Source organism: uncultured Dialister sp. (genome assembly GCF_937959425.1).
Classification (GTDB): domain Bacteria; phylum Bacillota; class Negativicutes; order Veillonellales; family Dialisteraceae; genus Dialister.
In genome coordinates this window covers 1-22435 of sequence record NZ_CALGPS010000115.1, presented here as the reverse complement: position 1 = coordinate 22435, position 22435 = coordinate 1, and the positions used below count along the sequence as shown (strand labels likewise).

Sequence of the window (22435 nt, the reverse complement as noted above, 5' to 3'; positions counted from 1 at the left end):
CCCCCTTTGGTGCCTGCGGCACCACCTTCGCCACGGTGTGAAGCGTGTCACACGATTCTCAGGTCGCTAACGCTCCCCTACGAATCGTGTTCCCTTGCCACCCCGCAAGCGGGGGGACAATAAGAGTGGGGCCCTGGGCCCATCAATCTTAAGAACCTTTTCCCTAAAAATAATTTAAAGAAATAATTCATTGTCCGTGGTACAATAAAACTGATAATACCCGATTACAGGAAGAAATGAGGGATAGTTATGGAAACGTGGAAAAAAGCCGGTCTGGCAGCGGCGGCTGCTTTGATGATAGGTGTGCCCGCTGAGGCGGCAGAACTTGCCCAGAATGCGGTGCTTTCGGGCACTGTGACTTCTGTGGTGGATGTGAATACTCCGGTGAAGGAGGGGCAGGTGCTGGCTACGGTGGATTCTCTGGTTGGTCCTGTGCCGGCGGCCCGGGCTGATGCGGACGGTGTGGTGAAGAAGGTACTGGTTGTGAAGGGACAGCAGATTGCAAAGCAGGATGCGGTGGCTGTCATTGAAACCAATTAATGGATAAGGAGCTTCTGATGCATGCGATTGCAAGCAAGAAAATAAAAAGGCTGGCCCTTTCGGTGTGCCTGGCGCTGGGATGCGTCCTGCCGGCGGCAGCGGAGGAGTTTCTTCCTCTTTCCGATGTGAAGGAAGGCATGCATGGGTATGCGAAAACGGTGGTGCACGGCACGAAAATCGACACTTTTGATGTGGATGTGCTGGGTATCATGAAGAATAAAGGGGCCACAGGCGGGGATCTGGTGCTGGTGAAGGTGTCGGGCCCGGTCATTGATGCGTCCGGCGGTATCGCCCAGGGCATGAGCGGCAGTCCCGTATATATTGACGGCAAGCTGCTTGGCGCCATTGCCTATGGTTTTCCCCAGTCCGACGGCCGTATCGGCATGGTGACTCCTATTTCCGATATGCTCCGTCTCTGGACGGTGGATACGAGTAAGGATGAAGGAAACAGGAAATCGGACAGTGGTCTTATTCCGCTGGCTACGCCCCTTATGGCATCGGGCTATACGCCTTCGGCCATGGAATTCCTGACGGATAAGATGAAGGATTTCAATATGGTGCCCTATTCCGCCGCTTCTGCCGGCGCCGACGGGACGCCCAGGCCTCTGGAGGCCGGGGGCGCGGTGTCTGCTACTCTGGTGACAGGGGATCTGAAGCTGGGTGCCGTGGGAACGGTGACCTATGTGGACGGGGACCATATGGTGGCTTTCGGCCATCCTTTCCTGGATAAGGGCAGTTCTTCCTATTTCATGCATAATTCCTATATTTTCACCGTGGTTCCCAGCCATAACATTCCCTTTAAGCTGGGCAGTGTAGGTGCGGAAATCGGGACGGTGAACGAGGACCGGGGCTCCGGTATCGGCGGACTTTCGGGAAAGGTGCCGGAGTCCGTGCGTCTCCATTCCTCCGTGCTTGATGAGGATACGGGAAGGACGGGGGATCTCAATGTGCGCATGGTGCAGAATGAGCGCATGCTGCCCATGCTGTCGGTGACCTCCGTTTATAACAATATCAGCAACACCCTGGACAGGAACGGCGAGGGGACGGTGTCTCTTTCCTACACCCTGTTCCCGAAGGATCTGAAGAAGAAGCCCTTTACCCGGTCCAACATGTACTGGTCTTCCAAGGATGTGTCGGAGCGGAGCGTGGATGAAATGTACAATGTCATCCGCATTCTGGAGCAGAACCGGTTCGAACCCTACACTCTTCGGGATATTTCCGTGGACATGAAGGTGACGAAGGAGAGGAAGACTGCCCAGCTGCTGGACGCTTCCGCTTCGCCCACCGTCGTTTCTCCGGGAGATACCATTTACGTAAGGGCAAGGCTGGCTCCCTACCGGGGCGAGGTTTTCTACAAGGACCTGGCTTTCACGGTGCCGAAAAACCAGCCCCTGGGTCCCATGATTCTGGAAGTCCGGGGCGGCGGCGTGGTGCCTCTTCCTTACCTGATCCAGCAGCAGAAGTACAATCTGACCGATGAAATCTTGGAGCGCATCCGCACTTATAAAGATTTCAACGACCTTTTCGACAAGCTGGAGAAGGAAGATAAGAATAACCAGGTGGTCGTGGAAATCCTGGATCCCAACGTGAGCATGATTTCCAAAGACGATGACAGCGGAAGCAAGACGGAAATCCAGGATAAAAGGCCTTCCAAAAATCCGGACTATCTGAAGGGAAAGAATAAGGACGGCGCGGAAGGGGAGAAGGATGAAGACAGTCCCAAGAGCAGCGTGGACACGGATTACGTGGTTTACGGCGACGGACAGTTCACCTTCCAGGTCATGGCGCCGGAGGACCGGGATGAGGCCCTTAAGAAGCTTGCCAGATCGAAGCAGAAGATGATTGCGGATATGAAGAATGAAGGAAAGGATTCCATTTCCGGAAACGATAAAAAGGCTGGGAAAGAGGAGCCGAAGAAGGAAGAGGGGCAGAAGCCTGATGATAAGAAATCGAATGCTTCCTATTTCCGGATGAGTCATTTCCTCACCCATTTATAATCACAGGGAAAGGAGGGACATATGGGATTTCTGGAATCACTGGGCCGGCAGACCCTGTCCATATTTCACCAGCTGGGAGCGGTGGTACTGCTTCTTCTGGCGGCGGTGAAGGAAATATCTGCCATCCGCGGGAAGGAAACCTGCCGGCAGTGCCTTTCTCTGGGGGTCCTGTCTTTTCCCATTGTGGCACTCACCCTTTTATTCACAGGCATGGTGCTTTCCGTGCAGATTGCAGGGGAGCTGACCAAGTACGGCGCTGATTTTACGGTAGGCGCCATTGTGGCCATCGGCATCGGCCGCGAACTGGGCCCGGTGCTCTGCGGCGTGGTGCTGGCAGGCCGGGTGGGCGCTGCCATTACGGCGGAAATCGGTACCATGCGGGTCACCGAGCAGATTGACGCCCTCCGCTGCATGGCAGTGAGCCCTGTGGGGTATCTGGTGGTGCCAAGGCTCATTGCCTGCATGTGCATGCTGCCCATTCTTGACGTCTTCGGCGTGGCCATCGGCGTAGGCGGCGGCATGATGGTGGCATCCCTGTCCCATGGGGTGTCGTCCTACGTATTCATGCATTCCATCCACGTGTACTGCGTGCCTTCGGATCTCTACATCGGCGTATTCAAGTCTGTCATCTTCGGTATGATCGTGGCCCTGGTGGGCTGCGACCGGGGCATGACCTGCACCGCCGGTGCGGAAGGGGTCGGCAAGGCCACTACCCAGTCCGTGGTGTACTCCATTATCATGCTCTTTGCAGCCAATTATATTCTTTCGTCCATTCTATTTTGAGAGGCCCTATGATTTCCATCAGACATGTGTACCAGACCTTCGGGTCCAGGCAGATATTAAAAGACGTGAGCCTGACGGTGAAAGACGGAGAGACCATGGTAATCCTCGGCGCTTCGGGCTCAGGCAAATCCACACTGCTTAAGCTGATTATCGGCCTTCTGAAGCCCACATCGGGAGAAGTCCTGGTGGACGGGAAGGACATGGGCCGTCTCAGTGAAGAGGAACTGAACAAGGCCAGAAGAAATATGGGTTTCGTGTTCCAGTACTCCGCCCTCTTCGACTCCATGAACGTGAAGGAAAATGTGGCCTTCGGCCTCCGCATGCATACGAAGCTTCCCGAGGAGGAAATCGACCGCATTGTGAAGGAAAAGCTTCACCTGGTGGGACTGGACGGCATAGAAAACCTCATGCCCTCAAGCCTTTCCGGCGGCATGAAGAAAAGGGTGAGCCTGGCCAGGGCCATTGCACTGGAGCCGAAAATCATCCTTTACGATGAACCTACGGCGGGGCTGGACCCCATCCGGTCTACGGACATCAGCCTCCTTATCAAGCACACCCAGAAAGCCCTGCATGCCACCAGCGTGGTGGTGACCCACGATTTAAAGTCGGCGGAAATGATTGCCGACAGGATGGCATTTCTTTATAAAGGTTCCTTCCTGGCCATAGGCAGGCCGGAGGAATTAAAGGCGTCGAAAGACGAAAGGGTGAGGCAGTTCATGGAAGGACTGCCGTCGGACCCTGATTTTTTGAAAGAAGGTGACATGCCTTGAAATGGTCCACAGAAGCAAAGGTAGGGGCTTTTTCCCTGCTGGGCATTATACTTTTTGCAGCCATTGTGATTGAGCTGGGAAATACGGTGATTTTCGGGAAAAGCGGATTTCATGTCACCGGCTATTTCAAAGAAGCGGAAGGCATCGAACCGGGAAATCCCATCCACTACGCCGGCGTGGAAGTGGGCATGGTAGATAAGATTTCCGTGGAAAACGGGGAAGCGGTGGTGCGGCTCCGTTTCTATAAAGACGCCCAGGTGCCAAGGGATGCGGATTTCTCCATCCAGACCTCCTCCGTCATGGGGGGACGTTTCATCAAAGCCTCCGGCGGCCATCAGGACAGGGGATACCTTTCCGACGGCATGACCGTCCAGGGTAAGGCAGCTCCGGGCATCGACCAGGCCATGGACAAAATGGACAAGCTCATCAATTCCGCCCAGACCATGCTTGACGGCATTAATACGGTGGTGGCGGATCCGGCGGCCCAGAAAAATGTGAAGAACAGCATCAGCAACTTCGACGCCGTTTCCCAGAATCTGGCCATCCTTACGGCCCAGGGCATCCAGACCGCCAATGAAATCGAAGGCATTACCTCCCAGATCAATTCCATGCTCTACCAGCTGAACGGCGACGGCAAGGCAGTGAATGATGCCCGCCGGATTATGGACAATCTGGCAGTGGCTTCTGAAAATGCAAAGGAAATTTCAGGCAATGCAAAAGAGATTTCAGGGAAAATTAATGGTATAATGAATGGACAGACCGATTTTAATGTATCTGTTTCAGGCGAATTGTTATATAATACAACAAAGGATGATTTTTCGCCGAATCTGTTTTTCCGCATAGGCAAAGGTACCTATGGACTCCTGGGGATTGAGTCGCTGACCAATGATCCTGTATATGACGCCGTATTTGGTAGGACGAGAGGGATATACGGCTATCATGCAGGCATTATCAGAAACAAACTGGGTGCCGGTGTGGATTACGAGAAAAACCGGTGGAAGTTCTCAGCAGACCTCTTCAACCCCGATGATCTGACCATGCGGGTGCGCGGGAGCTATGCGCTGGATGACCATTTCTTCCTCACCGGACAGTCCATCTTCCCCCACAGCAACAGGGGCGGCGGTGAATATATCGGCCTTGGCTACAACTATTAACACATCTGATTAGAAGGGATGAAATATATGAATAAATATACCTACCGTATTTTGGCAGCTTCCGTCGTCATGGCACTCACCTTCGGGGTGGGAGCGGAAGCAAAGGGTGAACCCACCCGCACCACCACTGATCCATCCATTACCCAGAAGGCCCTGGATGCCCAGATGAAACAGGCAAGCCCTGACAAGACAGTGAACTTCAACAACATGCTCATGACTAAAAATCTGGGTGACGCATTAACCAACGCAGCAGCGCCGGAAGCCTCCTCCCTGGACATCGACCTTCGGGGCGCCGTTTCCACCGCCATCCAGAACAACCGTGACATCACCATTGCGGACCTCCAGCGGAAGGAAGCAGAAGCGGATGTCAGCGCAGCCGCAGCGGCCAAGAACCCGTCTGTGAAATACAGCTGGCAGGGGACACAGGCTAAAACCCAAAAAACAGCAGTGCCTGGAAGTGGAGTAGGTACGGAGAAGGTTAACGTAAAAGGATCTAATGGGACTACTATTCCGATTACTCCAATTTATACATATGCGACAGGAAATTCTATCAGTGCTAATAGGTCCTATCAGCAGGGGCTTAATATGACTTGGCCAGTATGGACGTTTGGCAAACTGGAAGGCGCTATTAATGAGGCGCGATACCAGAAAAATATTGCTGACCTGACTTACTATAAAACAGAAGCGGATACCAAGCTTTCTGCCGTAAAGGCCTACTACACCTATCTGGAAAATATCAAACTGGCAGATGTGCAGGCCATGTCCGTCAACGATTACGCCAGCCATCTGAATAATGTACAGCAGCAGTTCGATGCAGGCATTGTGGCCAAACTGGATGTCCTCACCTCCAGCACCTCCCTGGCCAATGCAAAGCAGAGCAAGATTGCCGCTGACAATGCAAGGGATATTGCAGAAGCCAACCTGAACAACATCATGCGCATCCCAATGAATACAAAGCTGAATCCCCTGGATAAGGATTTCCCGGAACCGGCCTTTGACATTACCATGGATCAGGCCATTGCCATGGCGGAGAAATACCGCTGGGAACTGATTCAGTCTGACTACAAAGTTCGTGTTGCGCAGGCTGCACTTCGTGTTGCAAAAGCAGGTTATGCTCCTACATTAAGCGTTGGTGCCGGTTATAACTGGAAAGGATCCAGCTTGGGAAGTATTGATAAAGATGATTGGAGTTTGGTTGGCGGCCTTAGCTGGAATCTCTGGGATGGCGGCTCTACCCAGGCAGCTGTTAAGAAGGCGAATGCTGCACTGAAAGTAGCCCAGGAACAGCTCCTCCAGGCCAGGGAATCGGTGGAACTGGAAGTACGGCAGGACTACCTTAACGTCCTTTCCTACAAAGAACAGATCCGCGCCACCGAAGCGGCTGTAGCCCAGGCAGAAGAAGCATACAAAATCGCCACCGTCCGCTACAGCAGCGGCGTAGGCATCAACCTGGATGTACTGGATGCAGAACTGCAGCTCAACACAGCCCGCACCAACTACATCACCGCCCTCTATAACTACAACATCAGCCTGGCCACCCTGGAACACGCCATGGGCATCCCGGCGGTCATTCACCCGGAATTCGCATCCCCTCTGAACCAGGCGGGGAAATAGGGGATAGTGAGCTGGTGGGCTAGTGGGCTGCTATCGGCTGTCGGCTATCAGCTATCGGCCTTGGTGGGCGTACAGCCGCGAAGCGGCTGGGATCGAAGATCGGGATCGAGGATCGGGGGCCGCCTGCGGCGGCAGGTGGTGGGCGCCCTTCAAAAAGAGGGGGCGCCAGTTTGTATAAAACCTTTACAACCGCCCTGGCAGGCGAGGGAAAACAGGCCAACCGCGCCTGTGGCGCGTGGGAAAAGCGTTCCCCCTTGCCCGCTCCGCGGGACTTCCCCCGCAAGCGGTGGCAGAACAAAGCTCCGCCAGGCTGTAATTTCATAAGTAGCTCTAAGCAAAGCACGGGTTGTTGTGCCCCCGCACAGCGGGGGAAAGGTGGTGCCGTAAGGCACCAAAGGGGGGAAGGCCACCGGAGGTGGCCAATTCACCGTAATGCTTAGCAAGAATTAAGTAGCAGGAAGGCATTCCCGTAACGTCTTGCGTCCCCTTGAGGGGAAGAGGGCCACGGAGTGGCGCAGGGGTGTACGAGGTTAAGCAGAGAAATGATACTCTATGCCGAACAGCCCCCCGAAAGGCAGCATTCTGCAGGGAGATTTCTCTATGAATTCATCAGTGCTTCCCTAGTACCTCCGCTCGAAATGACGGGGAGCCATAGTGGCACTAATGCAAATCCCGTAACGCTGACTTTATACTCATTGCCGCCAAAGGCGGCAATCCACAACCCTCAGCAGCGGAGCTGCTGTCAGACCTAAGAACCCTTGGGCCCGGAGGGCCCATCAATCTTAAGAACCTTCCCCTCACAACCCTTTTACACAACCCGCGGGCCCTTCAGGCCCGCCCCCTTTGGTGCTAACGCACCACCTTCCCACCCGCAAGCGGGGGGACAATAGGAGTGGGGGGCGCAAGCGGGGGCACTATGGACGCTTACCAATGTGCCACATGACTCCGTGGCAAAGCATAGAGAGGCCTATTCTGCCCCCTGAATAGGGGGAAGTCCGGCGCAGCCGGATAGGGGGTGGCCACCGGAGGTGGCCAATTCAGCAGAATGCTCAGCGTCTTTTATGCGGCAGGAAGCTCATCCCGTAACGCTGACTTTATACTCATTGCCGCCAAAGGCGGCAATCCACAACCCTCAGCAGCGGAGCTGCTGTCAGACCTAAGAACCCTTGGGCCCGGAGGGCCCATCAATCTTAAGAACCTTCCCCTCTGAACCCTTTTACACAACCCGCGGGCTCTTCAGGCCCGCCCCCCTTTGGTGCCTGCGGCACCACCTTGCCACCCCGCAAGCGGGGGGACAATAAAAAGTGGGGAGACCCCTTTGAACCTTTATCATCATAAACATTGGAGAGATGACTTTGAACAGTAAAATCAAATGGTGGCTGAATGGGATTGCAGCATTTATTTTCGTGCTGCTCTGCGCCATTTACCTCCTGATCCGACCGATAATTGTACAGAACCTGGAACCGGTGCTGAAAGAGCAGCTGGGAGCCAGGGTGAACGGCACCCTTTCCTGGGAGTCCATTGACCTGGATCCTGACCTGAATCTGGCTTTCACGAAGCTGGAGCTGAAGGACGAGAACGGGGTGGACGTGCTTTCTACGCCCTCTTTGACTGTAGGCTGGACTTTGTCGTCTCTCTATAACTACCTCATCAACGGCGCCGGCGTGGCCACTGTGGTGAAGGATGTGACGGTGGAGGACCCTGTCCTTTCTCTTGCCCAGAAGGAAGACGGCACCTGGAATGTGACCACCATCCTGAAGCCTTCGGATACTTCCGACAGCGGTACTTTCACCGGCAAAATCATCATTTCCAACGGTGAAGCGAAGGTGGGTACCACGGCAGCCGGTGAGTTTGACCTCACTTCTCTTAACGGCACCTTTGCCTTTGATGAAAATTCCCGTATTACCGGAGGTCTTAAGGGTGTTTTCATGGACAGTGCCTTTAAGAGTTCCCTTGACTATAAGGACAGCAGCCACTTGGAAATCAATGTAAGCACCGACCCTGTTTCATTGAAATCCCTGCAGCCCCTGCTCAGTGCATTCCCGCAGCTTCAGAATCAATTAAAGCTGGAAGACGGTACAGGTAAGGTAACGGAAGCCAAAATCTGGAAAAGTGACGGCGCCGTTGCCTACCGGGTGACCGGTTCTTTTAACCATGCTGCTCTCAGCTATGATAATTATGTTTTAGCTGACGGAGCGGCTTTTTTTAATATAGAAAACGGAAGGATCAGCCTTTCCGACGTGTCCGGCAGGGTGAACGGGCAGAAGCTGACCGGTGCTCTTTCTGTAGATACAGCGGCGGATGAACCTGTTTTTGAAGGGAATGTGTACCTTCACAAGGTGGAAATCGAAAAGATCCTTCCCGATTACGGTGCTTCCGGCACAGTGGAGGGGAATGTGGATTTTTCCGGTACCATTGATAATCCCTCCGCCTCCGGTACTTTGACCGGTGAGCATCTCTCCTATGAAAATTACGGCATAGACAAGGCGTCCCTTGCCTTTTCCTTCAATAATAACCGCCTTTCCCTCTCCCGCCTGGAGGCGGAAAAGGATGGAGGCCGGCTGGAGGGTCGGGGTTCCTATGACCTTTCGGGCGGCGACTTTTCCCTCAGCCTCCTTATGGATCACATCAGTCTTGACGGCCTTCCGGTGGAGACACCGGCTTCCGGCACGGTGAGCGGCTATGTGCAGGCGGAAGGCCGCTATGAAGGAGGCACCCCTTCTATTTCCCGGGCCTCCGCTTCCTTTGAAGGGGAGAACCTTTCCTATGAAAACATGGCAGCCTCCCATTTGGCAGGCTTTGGCAGCTATGACGGACAGAACTGGAACGTCACCGCCTATGGCAATTCCCTTTCCTACGATAATATTTCCTTTGACAGTCTTTCTTTCTCCGCCAGCGAAAGGGACGGCGTCATTACTGTTCCCTATGCTTCCGGTGCAGGGGCTGACGGTTTCTTCACAGGAAACGGCACATACAGCGAAAACGGCATGAATTTCAATGTGGACGCAGCGAACGTGGAGGCTTCGGCCTTCAGCCGCTTCACCGGCATGGACATGGGCGGGAAGGTGTCTATTAAGGCCCATGTGACCGGCACCGTGGATGCTCCGGAAGGAACGGTTGATTTCACCGCCCTTGACGGCCACGTGAAGAATGCGGCCTTTGACAAAGCCTTCGGCCATGTGTCCCTGGCAGGAGGCATGGCTTCCATTTCTTCCATTTCCATGGAGGGCCCTGCAGGAAATCACACTGTCAGCGGCACCGTAGGCATCAGTGCACCCCATGAAATGGACCTGACTGTAAAGACGGATCAGACAAGGATTGAAAACCTTCTTTCCCTGGCAGGCCTTGACTATCCTGTCACAGGCTGGGTTTCCAATACCCTTCATCTCACCGGTTCTGTGGATGCGCCTTCCGTTTCCGGCGATTTCCATGCCTGGAGCGGCTCTGTCATGGGCGAGCTTTTCCAGAGTATTTCCGGAAAGTACAGCTATGACGGCACGGATGTGGTGCTGGATAACTGCCTGGGCTACATTTACGACGGCACCGCTCTGGTGAAGGGACGGATTCATGGAAAGGAACTGGATCTTGACACCAGCCTCACCGATATCCGGATAGAAAGGCTTCTTCCCGGAAGAAATATGGAAGGCAGCCTTTCCCTTCTGGGCCATGTGAAGGGCACTGTAGATGATCCTGTATTTGACGGCACCGCCTCCACGAGACAGATTACCATTGCCGGCAATACCATTAAAAATGTGTCCACCGCCATCCATTACAGGAATGGCACGGTGTCCCTGGATGAAGGAAGTTTCAAACAGAAACAGGGTACCTTCACCTGGAAGGGAAGCTATAATACCCATTCCGGCTCCATGGACGGCTTCCTTAAATTTGACCGGTGGAATATCAGAGACATTATGAAGTTCTTTGACCGGGACGTGGAAGGTGTGGACGGCGAAGTGGAAGGCAGCATGCGCATCAGCGGTACCACCGATTCGCCGAATGTGGATTTCAAGGCCCACCTGCTGGGCGGCCACCTGGGAAGCGCAGTCCTTGGGGAAGGGAAGATTGACTTCTCCTACATGAATAAGGCTCTTTCCATCCGTCAGTTCTATATTCCCGTCGGCTCCGGCGTGCTGGCAGCCAAGGGTTCCATGAACAGCGCAGGGGATCTGTATATTGAAGCCGCTGCCCGGGACATGGATATTTCCTGGATTCCGGGAGTCCTGGGGAAAAAGGATATGTCCCTTGGCGGAAATCTGACGGCGGCGGTCATCCTTTCGGGCAGTAAAAATGCGCCGGTGGCGGATATTTCCGTAGGCATCGACCATCCAAGGTACGGCGACATCACCTTTGACAGCATGTCCCTTATGGCCAATGCCGCCAATAATGTGGTCACCGTACAGAACGGCCTGGTGTCCCGGGGACAGTACCGGGCCAGCGTGAAGGGCACCCTTCCGGGCAACCTGTTTACCGGAAGCACCACGGACAAGGCGGTGCCCATGAACCTGGATATCAACCTGGACGAAGCGGATATGAATATGCTGGCCATTTTCTTCAAGCCTGTCACCGCGGCCAGCGGCCCTATCCACGGCCATGTGAACGTGGCGGGAAGCTATGATGATCCCCTTCTTCTGGGAGGCATTACCATAAAAGACGGGTCCCTTTCCCTTATGACCATGAATGAGGCCATTTCGCCCATCAATATGAATCTTTCCTTCTCCGGAAGGAACTCCCATCTGGAAGGGAGCGCTGTCTTCGGCGGCGGCGGCCTCACGGTGAACGGCGACGTTTCCTGGGACCATATGAAGATCGGAGACTATAAGGGGGAACTCCATATCCATACACCCTCTATTGATTCCACCTACTACTCCGGCGCTCTGGACGGCGATTTCCAGGTCAGGGAAATTGAAAGATTCGGCAAACCGGGTATCACAGGTACATTGAAGGCGGAAAATGCCCTGGTGGATATTCCGTTCTCCCTTCTGGGGGATTCGGGAGGAACGTCCCTGGATCTGCTCACTAAAATCGATGTAACCATCGGTAACAATGTGCGCCTTTACAACAGCGCCCTTTATGACATGATGGTGAAAGGAAATATTTCCATCATGGGTCCTCTGTCTTCGCCCTTCGTAAACGGCAGGGTGAATGTGGAAAAGGGCACCGTGAAAATCAATACCACCGAATTCAAAATGGGGGATGCCAGCGCCATCTGGGGCGGCGAGCAGGGGAACCTCCTGCCCGATATCCATGCCAAAGCTTTCACCAGGGTAGGCCATTACGGTATTACGGCTGAACTGGAAGGACCGCCGGGGAATATGAAGACCACATTCCACAGCGAGCCGGCGCTGAATGATTCCCAGATCCTCATGCTGCTCACCCTTCACCAGAATCCTAACGAGAAGGACAGCTCCGGCGCCATGGAAGGGGCCCTCTTCAACGCAGGTCTCACCATGCTCTTCGGCAACGGTATCCAGGATTTTTTCCAGGACAAGATCGGCCTGGATATGATTTCCATTACCTCCAGCCTCACCGATTACTATGACAATGCAGCCGACAACAATGATAACTACTACTACATTAAAATCGGCAAGTACATTTTCAATGATTTCATGCTTACCGCCACCATGGGCATGAATAATACGGAAAAGAGTATCGGCGCCCATTATGATTTGAACTCGCGGGCAGGCCTTTCTTCGTGGTATAATAGTAACCATGACAGTTATGTAGGTACAGACTGGAGTTTCAAATTCTAGGTGATATAGATGCTGGAAGAATATAAAGCTTTCCTTTCCACTTTGACAAGGCTCACAAGGGAAGAGGAAGAAAAGTTGTGGAAACAGTATAAGGAGGAAGGCCTTCTGGAGGCCAGGCAGTCCATTATCGAGCACTACCAGCCCCTGGTTTTCCGGGAGGCCATGAAATACGGCCTTCAGGAAGCGGTGACCCTTGATCTTATCCAGGAAGGGACGGTAGGTCTCATGGAGTCGGTGGAACGGTTCCAGCCCTCCCTGGGGGTGGCCTTTTCCCTCTATGCCCTCCACCGGGTGCGGGGGCGCATGGTGGATTTCCTCCGGAAAAACGGGGAGGAAGTGCTTCTGGAAGACGGGGAGGAGGAAAAAGTTTTCCTCTCCGAAGCCATTCCCGATACGGCCTTTGAGTCAGCAGACAAAAGCGTCCTTCATGTGGCAGTCAGCCATGCGGTGTCCCGGCTTCCGGTGAGGGAGCAGGACGTGATCCGGCGGGTGTATCTCAACGAGCAGACCGCTGCGGAGACGGCGGATGCCATGGATGTGAGCACCGCCTACGTGTACCGCCTGGAAAAGCGGGGCATACGGCGCCTTCGGGGCATGCTTTCCAAATTGATTCACGACAGGAAATAGTGTAATATAGGTGAAAATAAAAGATTAGTCAAGCATTTTGACGATATTATCTGATTTCTTATTATTTACTGATGTTCATGTATACTTCTCCATTGCTGATTATAAGATGAAAGGGAAATGGCAGGATATTCGTTTCCCTGACAGGGAGGTATTATGTCAGGAGATAAAGTCAAACGGGTGCAGGCTGTACGGAAGTGGCTTGAAAAAGCAGAGCATTCCTACAGCAGCCACAAAGAAATAACAGGGGAAATCAATCTCATCATGGCGCAGGCTGAAATGCAGCGCCTCAATGAAACGCATAAAAATTCTGCCCTTCGCCGCTGGCTCCTCAGGGCCGGCGCCATGGGGGCGGCCTTTACCCTGTTCCTGGGCATGAATGCCTTCTGGAATATGCTGAACCCTTCTGCAGAAGAGCCGGAGAGGCCGGTACAGATTGTGATTCACGAAAAGGAAAGGGCTCCCGAAGGAGGAGCAGAGGACATGAAAGTATCTGCTGCAGGCGAGGATAAGAGCCTGTCGGAGGCAGCGGCTCAGCCGGAACAAATGGCAGAGCCTGCACCGGCGCCGGAGTATACACCACCGGCGGCAGTGGAAACAAAGCCTGCGCCTTCCGTGCAGAGCGCACCGGCACCCAAGCCGGCACCGCCCCTGTCAGACAGGGAGATTCAAAGTGTTGTGGGAGAAGCAGGCAGGGCTCTCAGGGGCCAGGCCTAGCTTCTTACTTATAAAAAACAGGAAAATTCTGACTACTCTATAACTAATGAGGAGGAATGTATGATTACATCTAAAAGCAGAAAAGCAGTGCTCCTTTCCGCAGTGCTGCTGTCCCTTTCCGGCATGACTGCCTTTGCAGATTCTCCGGACATGGCAGCTGCCCAGGGCGGTATGACCCAGAGTGCCATGATTAATGTTAAGACCGGCCAGCAGACCGGTGCTTCCGGACAGATTACCGATGAAACGGCAAAGGATAAGGCTGAAGCTTCCGTAGCGGTGCAGCAGTCCCAGCAGACCGTGGCCGTAGGGGATGCTTCCCTTTATCTTTCCAAAGCGGACGATGAAGCCATTGAAGCCCAGGTCGGAAAGACCATTACTTCTGTGGATTTCTCCGGCATTCCGGAAGAAGTCAAAACAAAGCTTTCTCCTCTGGTACAGAGCAAGCCCGGTACCCAGGTAACGGAAGAGGGCATCCGTAACGATGTGGCCTCCCTTGGTTCCACCGGCGTATTCTCCCAGATTACCCCGGCCTTTAACGCCGTGCCGGAAGGGGTGGGCATTACCTACCAGCTGGCTGCCAACCCTGTCGTCCATGATGTCACCTTCACCGGTAATACCATTTTCACCAGCGATTACCTGAAATCCGTCATGAACATTCCCCAGGACAGCGTACTGAACTTTGTACTGGTGAACCAGAAGCTGAAGGAAATCGAAAATCTCTATCTGAAACAGGGCTACATGCTCGTTTCCATTCCTTCCGTCAATGTGTCCGCTGACGGCACCCTCCATGTGGATATTTCCGAAGGGGTGGTGGAAGATATCGTCATCGTAGGCAATGAAAAGACAAAGGACAAGGTCATTACCCGGGAACTGAAACTGAAGAAGGGCAAGCCCTTCAATAAATTCCTGGCCAGCCGCAGCATGGAAAGGCTCTACAACCTGGGCTACTTCGAAGATGTAAACATGAAGCTGCTGCCGGGCAAGGAAAATGAACATAATGTTATTATTGAAATCGATGTGATTGAACAGAAGACCGGTATCGTCACCGTAGGCGCCGGCTACTCCGACTCCGACGGCACTGTAGGTATCGTGGAACTGGGTGACACCAACTTCCGCGGCACCGGCGACAAGGTGAACTTCCACTGGGAATTCGGCGGCGCAGGGGACGGCAAGAACTACACCATTTCCTACACCCATCCCTGGATTAACGACAACGGCGACTCCCTGGGCGGCTCCATTTTCAACCGTATCTACGAATACGATGACTATGATGCCAAGGGCCATGAAATCGCCGAATACGATAAGAGAAGAAAGGGCTGGAACCTTACATGGGGCCACGTGTCCGATGAATACCGCACCAACTACTTCAATTTCGAATCCTCCAAGGAATCCTATGACGACCACGATGGATTCGAATGGCAGGGCGCGGCCTATGATAAGTTTAACGACTACAAGTCTCATGGCTATGACTCCGCCCAGGATATGATGGATGCATGGCACAAGGCTATTTTCGACAACTTCGGTACCACCAACAGCTTTACCTTCACCCATGTATTCGATAACCGCGACAACTACTTCAATGCCAGCAAGGGCCGCAGGCTCTCCATTGCAGCCCAGTGGGGCGGCCATGGTCTGGGCGGCGACTATGATTTCTACAAGTTCACCGCCGAAGGCCGTTTCTACAAGAATCTTGGCAGCGGCCACATCCTGGCCCTCCGTCTCATGGGCGGCTACATTGACGGCGACGTTTCCTACGGCAACCTCTTCAATCTGGGCGGTTCCAATACGCTGCGCGGCTATGAAGATGACCAGTTCAAAGGCAAGAAGATGTATGCCGGCACACTGGAATACCGTTTCCCCATTGCCAAGAAGGTACAGGGCGTCCTCTTCACCGATGCAGGCAGCACCTGGGGCATTGATGACGGCAAGATTCCCTGGTACGATGATGATGATTCCCTGAACTGGTCCGTCGGTGTAGGCCTCCGTCTCCAGACGCCTATCGGACCGATCCGTCTTGACTACGGCCACGGCGACCAGAATAAGTTCCACTTCAGCTTCGGTACCCAGTTCTGATTCATGGAGGGAGAATCATGTTTTCTTCCTTAATGACAAAAAAGATGATGCGGGCAGGATTTCTTCTGCTCGTTTCTTCTTTTCTCTTTTCTGCCCCCGCAGAGGCGGCGCCTATCGAAAAGGTGAATGTATCTCTTGATGCGGTGGGAGGAGACCTGCCGCCAGCGGTGGAAAAGCGGGTGGTTTCCAGTATTTCCTCCATCGGCAGCCGTGTCCTTGTGGGGAAGGAGGAAAGCCTCTTTTCCCTGAACAGTGATGCCTATAACAAGGTGCTGGCGGATATTATCAACCGGGTGGTCATCGGTTATATGGTGTCCGATCTTTCCGTGAACTACGGCAGGGATACGGCCATCCATGTGACCCTCCAGCCGGTAGGAAAAATCATCCGATCCGTGGACACGGTGATCGACTACGGCGGGCTTACGCCGGAAGCGGCCCGCTATGTGGCAGAGGATACGGCAGACGTGCCCCGACTCATGGAAAACCTTCTTATCGGCCTTCCGGTGGATTCCGTAGGCTGGGCGGAAAGTGTATCCCAGTCCGCCGGACGGGACCTTCTTTCCCAGATACTGCCGGAATTCCAGGCCAATTTCGAAGTGGAGTCCGGTGAAAACACGAAGGTAAAGATTTATCTCATTCCCCAGGGGAAGATTGTCCGTTCCAGCAGGCTCACCTTTGAAAAGACCACGGTGCCCCGGCTTCTCATGCTCCGGGCGGCGGAAGAAACGGAAACGGCTCTCTCCCGCCTGCAGGGGCTGCCGGTATCCTTCGTTACCCGCCACAGCGGGGAGATAGCCTCCAATATGAATGAAATCCTGAAGAAGGATTCCTTCATTGAGAAATACGGCATTGCCACCGACACCACCCTTGTTTCTGCCGAAAATATGGAACTCAGGGTGAATGCCCTCACCGATCACTGGGTCATCCGCACGGAAGTGTGGCTGGATGCAGGCCGGGACGGCGACAGGAATACGTCAGTGGAAGGTATGCTGGGCCATTATATAGGAAAGAGGAGTACCGTCTTCGGCGAGGCCCGTCTCTACCCCGGCCCCATGGACTGGGATGTGTTCGGCGGCTTTTCCCACCAGTTCGGCTCTTTCATGAACCTGGGCTATAAATACAATTTCGTTGAAAACTCCAATCATTTCATTACCCAGATTCCCCTGGGAGACAAATTTGCTCTCCGCTATGACCGGGATTTCAAGGAAAGGGAAAATGAATTTGGATTTTCCTATAAAATTCATAATTACATTACGCTGGAATACGTGTATAATGATGAGGATGGCAAATGGCTGAGACTCATTGCCAATTTATAAAGGAGTGGATTTCATTATGATGACAACTCTTGGAAACAAGAAGAATGTAAAGATTTTTTCCTTTGCCCTGGCAGGCGTATTTATTGCCTCCGTGGCAGTGATGGCTGTGGTATCCATGGGTGATACAGCCAATGCGGCTCCTACCTCCGACATCGGCGTGGTGGACCAGCGGCAGGTGATTTCCTCCAATGGACAGCTGGCACTGAACTACCAGCAGAAAATGAAGGAAACAGCCGATGAAATGCAGAAGGACTTCGATGCCAAATCCCAGGGCATGTCCGACGCAGACAAGGAAAAGCTGTTCAACGATATGCAGCAGCAGTTCAACCAGAAACGGACTGCCATTGAAAAGGACATGGAAGACCAGGTTACCGGCGCCGTGAAGTCCGTGGCTTCCAAGAAGGGACTTTCCCTGGTGGTGGATAAATCCGCTGTCATTTACGGCGGCACCGACATTACCAAAGAAGTGTCCGATGCACTGAATAAGTCCGTATCCGCATCCCAGTCTTCCGCTGCTTCTGAGAGCAAGTAACGGAGGAACCATGATGGGAGTGAAGCCGCTTCTGGCTGCTGCCGCTTCCGTGATGATCGCCTTTTCCTTCCTCACCGCCGGGTGCGGCACAAAGAAGGAGGAAACGCCCCCTGCGCCGGTGAACCGGTACGGCGTGGCGGACCTGGAAACTTTGGTAAAGGCCCATCCGAAGTACAGCGAATATTTCAAACTGGAAACTGAATACAACCACCTGCTTTCGCAGTACCAGACAGAGCGGAACAAGCTCATCGATGCTTCCTCAAAGCAGCAGAAAATCAATGCGGCTCTGGCAGACACCGCCAGACGCGTGGCAGCAGAGGATGAACTGAAGACAAAGGTGAAGGCCAGGGAAGATGAACTCAACCAGGGCCTCCAGAACCTGTACCAGGACATTGAAAAGAAACACCACGCTGCCAACGGCTCCATGACCCTGGAAACCCTGACTCCCGAAGAAAGGGCGGAAATGGCCAATCTTCAGATGAAGCTCACCGTTCTGGGCGTCACCGGCGATGAAAAGGAGCAGGTGAAGTCCGAGCTCCATAAACTCATGGATCTTCGCACCTCCCGGGAAAAAGGAAATATGGCGGGCTGGACGGAAGAGGAAATGAAGCAGATGAAAGAAGCCAAAGAAAAGGCGCAGTCTGAACTGGAAGCCTATTCAAACAGCACGGCAGAAGAAATAAGAAGCCGGCTGGAAGAAGAGGGGCAGGCTGACATGGCCCAGGTGGAAAATGACTTTGCCGAAAGTCATGAGGCCTGGGATAATGACTGGCAGGCCCGCATTGACAGCAAGCAGAAACAGATGGCCGAGGTGAAGAAGGAAATCATGGAAGATATCGAGCAGGAAGCGGCAAGACTGGCTTCCGAAAAGAACCTGGACATGATTTTCTCCAAGTACAAAGCCAATATCAGTGCAGATGATGTGACCGGCGATCTGGCAGGCCGCATTGTGAATATACAGAAATAAGCAGGAGGAATAGAATGAACAAGGCTTCGTGGAAAAAACTGGCCTGCGTTGGAATGATAGCTTTTGCCGCCGTCATCACCGGCTGCGGCAGTGAACATAAGGTGGCTGTGGTAGACTACCAGAAACTGGAGGATTCTTCTCCGAAAATCAAGGCTATCCAGCAGGAAATTACCGATAAGGACAAGGAAATCAGCGATCGCCTGGCAGAAGACTCCAAGAAGGGCCTTTCTGATGAGGACATGCAGAAAAAAGTGCAGTCCGCCCAGCAGGAACGGATGATTTTCATCCAGAGCAAGCAGAAACAGATCGAATCCATGATCCAGTCCCAGGCAGGAGTCATTGCCAAGGAAAAGAACATCGGAATCGTGATGAACAAAATGGCAGTCCCAACCGGTGCCATTGATATTACAGATGAAGTACTGGCTAAAATCGACGGCGGCGCTTCCAAAGCCGCATCTTCCCAGTCCAAGTGAGGTCATATGCAGAAAACAGCAGGTGAATTGGCACAGATCGTAGGCGGAAAACTTTATGGGGACAGCACGGTAGTCATTAATGATGTGATGAGTGCCGAAAGTGCAGGCCCGTCCCATATTACCTTTGCCCGCGGACTTTACGCAGAACATATCGAAGAAATGAAGGCCGGCGTTATCCTGGTGGATGAGCTGCCCGCCCATTATACGAAAAATCTCATCGTAGTACCGGACTGCCGCCGTTCCTTCGGCGAACTGGTGGATCTCTTCCATCCGGAAAGCCGATACACTCCCGGCATCCATCCCACCGCCATCGTCAGCGATAAAGCGGAAATCGGGAAAGACGTATGCATCATGCCCTACGCCGTTATCGACGAAGGAGCCCGCATCGGCGACGGCACCGTGATTTTCCCCTACACCTACGTAGGACGGAATGCGGTGATCGGTAAAAACTGCGAGATCAATCCGGGCTGCGTGATCCATGAAAATACGGTATTGGGAGACCGGGTGGTTCTCCGTGCCCATGCGGTAGTAGGAGGACAGGGCTTTGGCTTCTCCACTGACGAAAAAGGCCACCATCATCACATCCGCCAGCTGGGGAAAGCGGTCATCGGGGACGACTGCGAACTGGGGGCCGGCACCGCTGTAGATAATGGTGCTTTGAATGATACGGTCGTAGCCAGAGGCACCAAAATCGACAACCTGGTCCACCTGGGCCATAACGTGCAGGTAGGGGAAGACTGCTTCATCATTGCCCAGACCGGCATTGCAGGTTCCACCACCATCGGAAACCACTGCATCCTGGCAGGACAGACCGGCATCAACGGCCATGTGAAGATTGCAGACAATGTAGTCCTTGGCGGTAAGACAGGCGTCATCGGCAATATCAAGGAACCGGGCGTGTACATGGGCTATCCGGCCCGTACCCATGCCCAGTGGGGAAGGGTGGAAGTCATGATTTCCCACCTTCCGGAACTGATGAAAAAAGTCCGTCTTCTGGAAAAGAAACTGAAGGAAGCGGAAAAGAAGTAAGAACATTTCCTGATTCACGGGAGGGGTACAAGGCAGGGACAGGCCTTGTACCTTTTCTTTTCAATATTTCGAGGTTTTGCTTATGGGTGCAACATACAGATTACTGAAAATACTGGGCTGGGCGGCCTGCCGCCTTTCCCCCTCTGGCGCCGATGCCATGGGAAGGGGACTGGGCCGTTTCTTCTGGACCTTCGTCCCTCCGAAAAGGAAAAAGCTGGCGGTGGAAAATATCCTCCGCGCCGGTGTCACCAAAGACAGGAAGGAAGCGGAACGGATTGCCAGAGCCTCCTCCCTCCGCTTCGGCCCCCTGGGGATTTCCATGTTCCGTTTTCCCCTTTTGAATAAGGACAATATCAAAGACTATGTCACCATCCGGGGCAAAGAAAAGCTGGACGCACTGAAGGAAGAAGGAAAAGGCTGCATTCTGGCCGCCACCCACTGCGGCAACTGGGAAGTGGAAGGGGCAGCCCTTGCGTTATACGGCTATCCCCTTTTATCGGTGGCCATGCAGCAGAAAAACAAGGATTTTGACCGCTTCCTCTGCGAATACCGCTCCCTGCCCGGGCAGAAGGTGGAGTACAAAACAGGGGTAAGGGACATGCTTAGAAGGCTCAAGCAGGGCTACTTCGTAGGCCTCCTCTGCGACCAGGACCCCGGCGATACAGGCATCCTTTCCCCCTTCCTGGGACAGGAAACCCTGTCGCCAACAGGCCCTGCCCATTTCGCCCTTCTGACAGGCCTTCCGGTCATGACCGCCTTCATCCATGAAACCGCTCCCTGGCACTATGAAATCATTATCGGCGAGCCCATTACCGCCGATGAGGGCCTCAAGAAGAAAGAAGCCATCAAAAATATTACCGACAAGGTGAATGTGCGGCTGGAAGAATGGATACGGAAGTACCCGGAAGAATGGTTCTGGCTCCACAACCGCTGGAAATGGACAGACTATTTCTATCCGGAGCTGAAAGGAAAGAAATATGAACCAGCTCAACATTGAAAAAATCCACTGTGCCCACGTGCCTGTGCTGGTGGTCCATCCCATCCGTGACACAGGAAACCCGATCATCCTCTACCACGGCTGGAGCAGCCGCTCTGAATACCAGATCACCAAGGCAGGCATCCTTGCCATGAACGGATACACCGTCTACATTCCCGAAGCCGCTTCCCACGGAGAGCGGGGCGCCCTTTCCGACTACTACCGCTTTGAAGACTACAGCATCTTCTGGGAAACCATCCTTCACAACATGGAAGAATTTCCCCTCCTCCAGGAAAGAATCGGACGCGACTACAAAGAGAAGCCCTTCCTTATGGGCCACTCCATGGGCGGTCTTTCCGTCCTGGGCATAGGCACCATCCACCCGGAAAAAATCAGGGGCATCGTATCCCTGAACGGCTCCGGCGACTGGCTCATGACCCATCTCTTCCTCCAGGCCCGCTTCGGCATGTACATGGAAAGAAACTGGCCCCTCTACGATGAAATCGAAAATAAATCGCCCATAAACCATTTGGAGGCACTGAAAAACATACCCATCTTCATGACCAATGGAGAAATTGACAGCTCCGTAGACCCCAGAGCCCAGGCTCACTTTGCGGAGGCACTGGAAAAGGCGGGAGGAAAAGGAACCAGAATCACCTATCCCCGCCAGGACCACTTTGTCACCACCAATATGATGGATGACGCCATGAAATGGATGGAAGGGATAGACGGCTGACGGCTATCGGTATGGCTGCCTTTTGAATCATAGAAGGCGCTTCTTATGATAAAACCTGTATAGTGGTTAGTGAGCTGGTGTGCTGGTGTACTAGTTGGCTAGTGTACTAGTGCCGGCTATCGGCTATCGGCCTTGGTGGGCGTACAGCCGCGGAGCGGCTGGGATCGAAGATCGGGATCGAGGATCGGGGGTCGCCTGCGGCGGCAGGTTGTGGGCGCCCTTCAAAAAGAGGGGGCGCCAGTTTGTATAAAACCATACAACCGCGCCTGTGGCGCGTGGGAAAAGCGTTCCCCCTTTGGTGGCGGCGCCACCACCTTTTCCCCGCTAAATTCGGTCGGGCGACAAAAGGAAAGCGCCCTTATGGGCAGGCTAGGCGCCTTACTT

17 protein-coding genes are annotated in these 22435 nt (G+C 53.6%); all 17 read left to right on the top strand.

What is annotated here, in order from left to right; translation table 11 throughout:
- Nucleotides 1-249 precede the first annotated feature (249 nt).
- The gene (locus Q0482_RS05130; protein WP_299144230.1) at nt 250-540 is read left to right on the top strand and encodes a hypothetical protein; all 291 of its coding nucleotides are present in this window, start codon (nt 250-252) and stop codon (nt 538-540) included.
- Nucleotides 541-557: 17 nt separating this feature from the next.
- Entirely contained in the window at nt 558-2537 is a 1980-nt protein-coding gene (locus Q0482_RS05125) for a SpoIVB peptidase S55 domain-containing protein (protein WP_299144229.1), read from the top strand.
- Nucleotides 2538-2558: 21 nt separating this feature from the next.
- Nucleotides 2559-3320: an ABC transporter permease gene (locus Q0482_RS05120; RefSeq protein WP_291056078.1), complete on the top strand. Its 762-nt coding sequence runs from the start codon at nt 2559-2561 to the stop codon at nt 3318-3320.
- Nucleotides 3321-3328: 8 nt separating this feature from the next.
- Complete coding sequence (locus tag Q0482_RS05115; RefSeq protein WP_299144228.1) at nt 3329-4090, top strand: ABC transporter ATP-binding protein; 762 nt, start codon at nt 3329-3331, stop codon at nt 4088-4090.
- Nucleotides 4087-5244 (top strand): MlaD family protein, encoded by a 1158-nt coding sequence (locus Q0482_RS05110; RefSeq protein ID WP_299144227.1) that lies wholly within the window; start codon nt 4087-4089, stop codon nt 5242-5244. Before Q0482_RS05115 ends, Q0482_RS05110 begins: the two co-directional genes overlap by 4 nt.
- A gap of 27 nt (nt 5245-5271) precedes the next feature.
- Nucleotides 5272-6858 carry a TolC family protein gene (locus tag Q0482_RS05105; RefSeq protein WP_299144226.1) on the top strand — a complete coding sequence of 529 codons (1587 nt, stop codon included), beginning with the start codon at nt 5272-5274 and terminating at the stop codon, nt 6856-6858.
- Between the two features lie 1355 nt (nt 6859-8213).
- Complete coding sequence (locus tag Q0482_RS05100; protein WP_299144225.1) at nt 8214-12608, top strand: translocation/assembly module TamB domain-containing protein; 4395 nt, start codon at nt 8214-8216, stop codon at nt 12606-12608.
- Nucleotides 12609-12617: 9 nt separating this feature from the next.
- On the top strand, nt 12618-13235 hold the full coding sequence (locus Q0482_RS05095; RefSeq protein ID WP_299144224.1) for a sigma-70 family RNA polymerase sigma factor: 618 nt from the start codon (nt 12618-12620) through the stop codon (nt 13233-13235).
- Between the two features lie 153 nt (nt 13236-13388).
- The gene (locus Q0482_RS05090; RefSeq protein WP_299144223.1) at nt 13389-13949 is read left to right on the top strand and encodes a hypothetical protein; all 561 of its coding nucleotides are present in this window, start codon (nt 13389-13391) and stop codon (nt 13947-13949) included.
- Nucleotides 13950-14009: 60 nt separating this feature from the next.
- Entirely contained in the window at nt 14010-16022 is a 2013-nt protein-coding gene (locus tag Q0482_RS05085; protein WP_299144220.1) for a BamA/TamA family outer membrane protein, read from the top strand.
- A gap of 32 nt (nt 16023-16054) precedes the next feature.
- A complete protein-coding gene (locus tag Q0482_RS05080) occupies nt 16055-17338 on the top strand; it encodes a Tat pathway signal sequence (protein WP_299144217.1) in 1284 nt (427 codons plus the stop codon).
- Nucleotides 17339-17354: 16 nt separating this feature from the next.
- Nucleotides 17355-17870, top strand: coding sequence for an OmpH family outer membrane protein (locus Q0482_RS05075; protein ID WP_291058045.1), 516 nt, complete (start codon nt 17355-17357; stop codon nt 17868-17870).
- A gap of 10 nt (nt 17871-17880) precedes the next feature.
- Nucleotides 17881-18837 carry a hypothetical protein gene (locus tag Q0482_RS05070; protein ID WP_299144214.1) on the top strand — a complete coding sequence of 319 codons (957 nt, stop codon included), beginning with the start codon at nt 17881-17883 and terminating at the stop codon, nt 18835-18837.
- A 14-nt stretch (nt 18838-18851) separates the two neighbouring features.
- Entirely contained in the window at nt 18852-19310 is a 459-nt protein-coding gene (locus Q0482_RS05065) for an OmpH family outer membrane protein (protein ID WP_299144211.1), read from the top strand.
- Between the two features lie 6 nt (nt 19311-19316).
- Nucleotides 19317-20339 (top strand): UDP-3-O-(3-hydroxymyristoyl)glucosamine N-acyltransferase, encoded by a 1023-nt coding sequence (gene lpxD / locus Q0482_RS05060; protein ID WP_299144209.1) that lies wholly within the window; start codon nt 19317-19319, stop codon nt 20337-20339.
- A gap of 82 nt (nt 20340-20421) precedes the next feature.
- Complete coding sequence (locus Q0482_RS05055; RefSeq protein WP_299144206.1) at nt 20422-21336, top strand: lysophospholipid acyltransferase family protein; 915 nt, start codon at nt 20422-20424, stop codon at nt 21334-21336.
- Nucleotides 21317-22051 (top strand): alpha/beta fold hydrolase, encoded by a 735-nt coding sequence (locus Q0482_RS05050; RefSeq protein ID WP_299144203.1) that lies wholly within the window; start codon nt 21317-21319, stop codon nt 22049-22051. The genes Q0482_RS05055 and Q0482_RS05050 overlap by 20 nt, the downstream gene beginning before the upstream one ends.
- Nucleotides 22052-22435 lie beyond the last annotated feature (384 nt).

Excerpts from the sequence above, each read along its gene's own strand:
- Q0482_RS05130 (WP_299144230.1), top strand. The coding sequence starts at position 250 with ATGGAAACGTGGAAAAAAGCCGGTCTGGCAGCGGCGGCTGCTTTGATG.
- Q0482_RS05125 (WP_299144229.1), top strand. The coding sequence starts at position 558 with ATGCATGCGATTGCAAGCAAGAAAATAAAAAGGCTGGCCCTTTCGGTG.
- Q0482_RS05120 (WP_291056078.1), top strand. The coding sequence starts at position 2,559 with ATGGGATTTCTGGAATCACTGGGCCGGCAGACCCTGTCCATATTTCAC.
- Q0482_RS05115 (WP_299144228.1), top strand. The coding sequence starts at position 3,329 with ATGATTTCCATCAGACATGTGTACCAGACCTTCGGGTCCAGGCAGATA.
- Q0482_RS05105 (WP_299144226.1), top strand. The coding sequence starts at position 5,272 with ATGAATAAATATACCTACCGTATTTTGGCAGCTTCCGTCGTCATGGCA.
- Q0482_RS05095 (WP_299144224.1), top strand. The coding sequence starts at position 12,618 with ATGCTGGAAGAATATAAAGCTTTCCTTTCCACTTTGACAAGGCTCACA.
- Q0482_RS05090 (WP_299144223.1), top strand. The coding sequence starts at position 13,389 with ATGTCAGGAGATAAAGTCAAACGGGTGCAGGCTGTACGGAAGTGGCTT.
- Q0482_RS05085 (WP_299144220.1), top strand. The coding sequence starts at position 14,010 with ATGATTACATCTAAAAGCAGAAAAGCAGTGCTCCTTTCCGCAGTGCTG.
- Q0482_RS05080 (WP_299144217.1), top strand. The coding sequence starts at position 16,055 with ATGACAAAAAAGATGATGCGGGCAGGATTTCTTCTGCTCGTTTCTTCT.
- Q0482_RS05075 (WP_291058045.1), top strand. The coding sequence starts at position 17,355 with ATGATGACAACTCTTGGAAACAAGAAGAATGTAAAGATTTTTTCCTTT.
- Q0482_RS05070 (WP_299144214.1), top strand. The coding sequence starts at position 17,881 with ATGATGGGAGTGAAGCCGCTTCTGGCTGCTGCCGCTTCCGTGATGATC.
- Q0482_RS05065 (WP_299144211.1), top strand. The coding sequence starts at position 18,852 with ATGAACAAGGCTTCGTGGAAAAAACTGGCCTGCGTTGGAATGATAGCT.
- lpxD (WP_299144209.1), top strand. The coding sequence starts at position 19,317 with ATGCAGAAAACAGCAGGTGAATTGGCACAGATCGTAGGCGGAAAACTT.
- Q0482_RS05055 (WP_299144206.1), top strand. The coding sequence starts at position 20,422 with ATGGGTGCAACATACAGATTACTGAAAATACTGGGCTGGGCGGCCTGC.
- Q0482_RS05050 (WP_299144203.1), top strand. The coding sequence starts at position 21,317 with ATGAACCAGCTCAACATTGAAAAAATCCACTGTGCCCACGTGCCTGTG.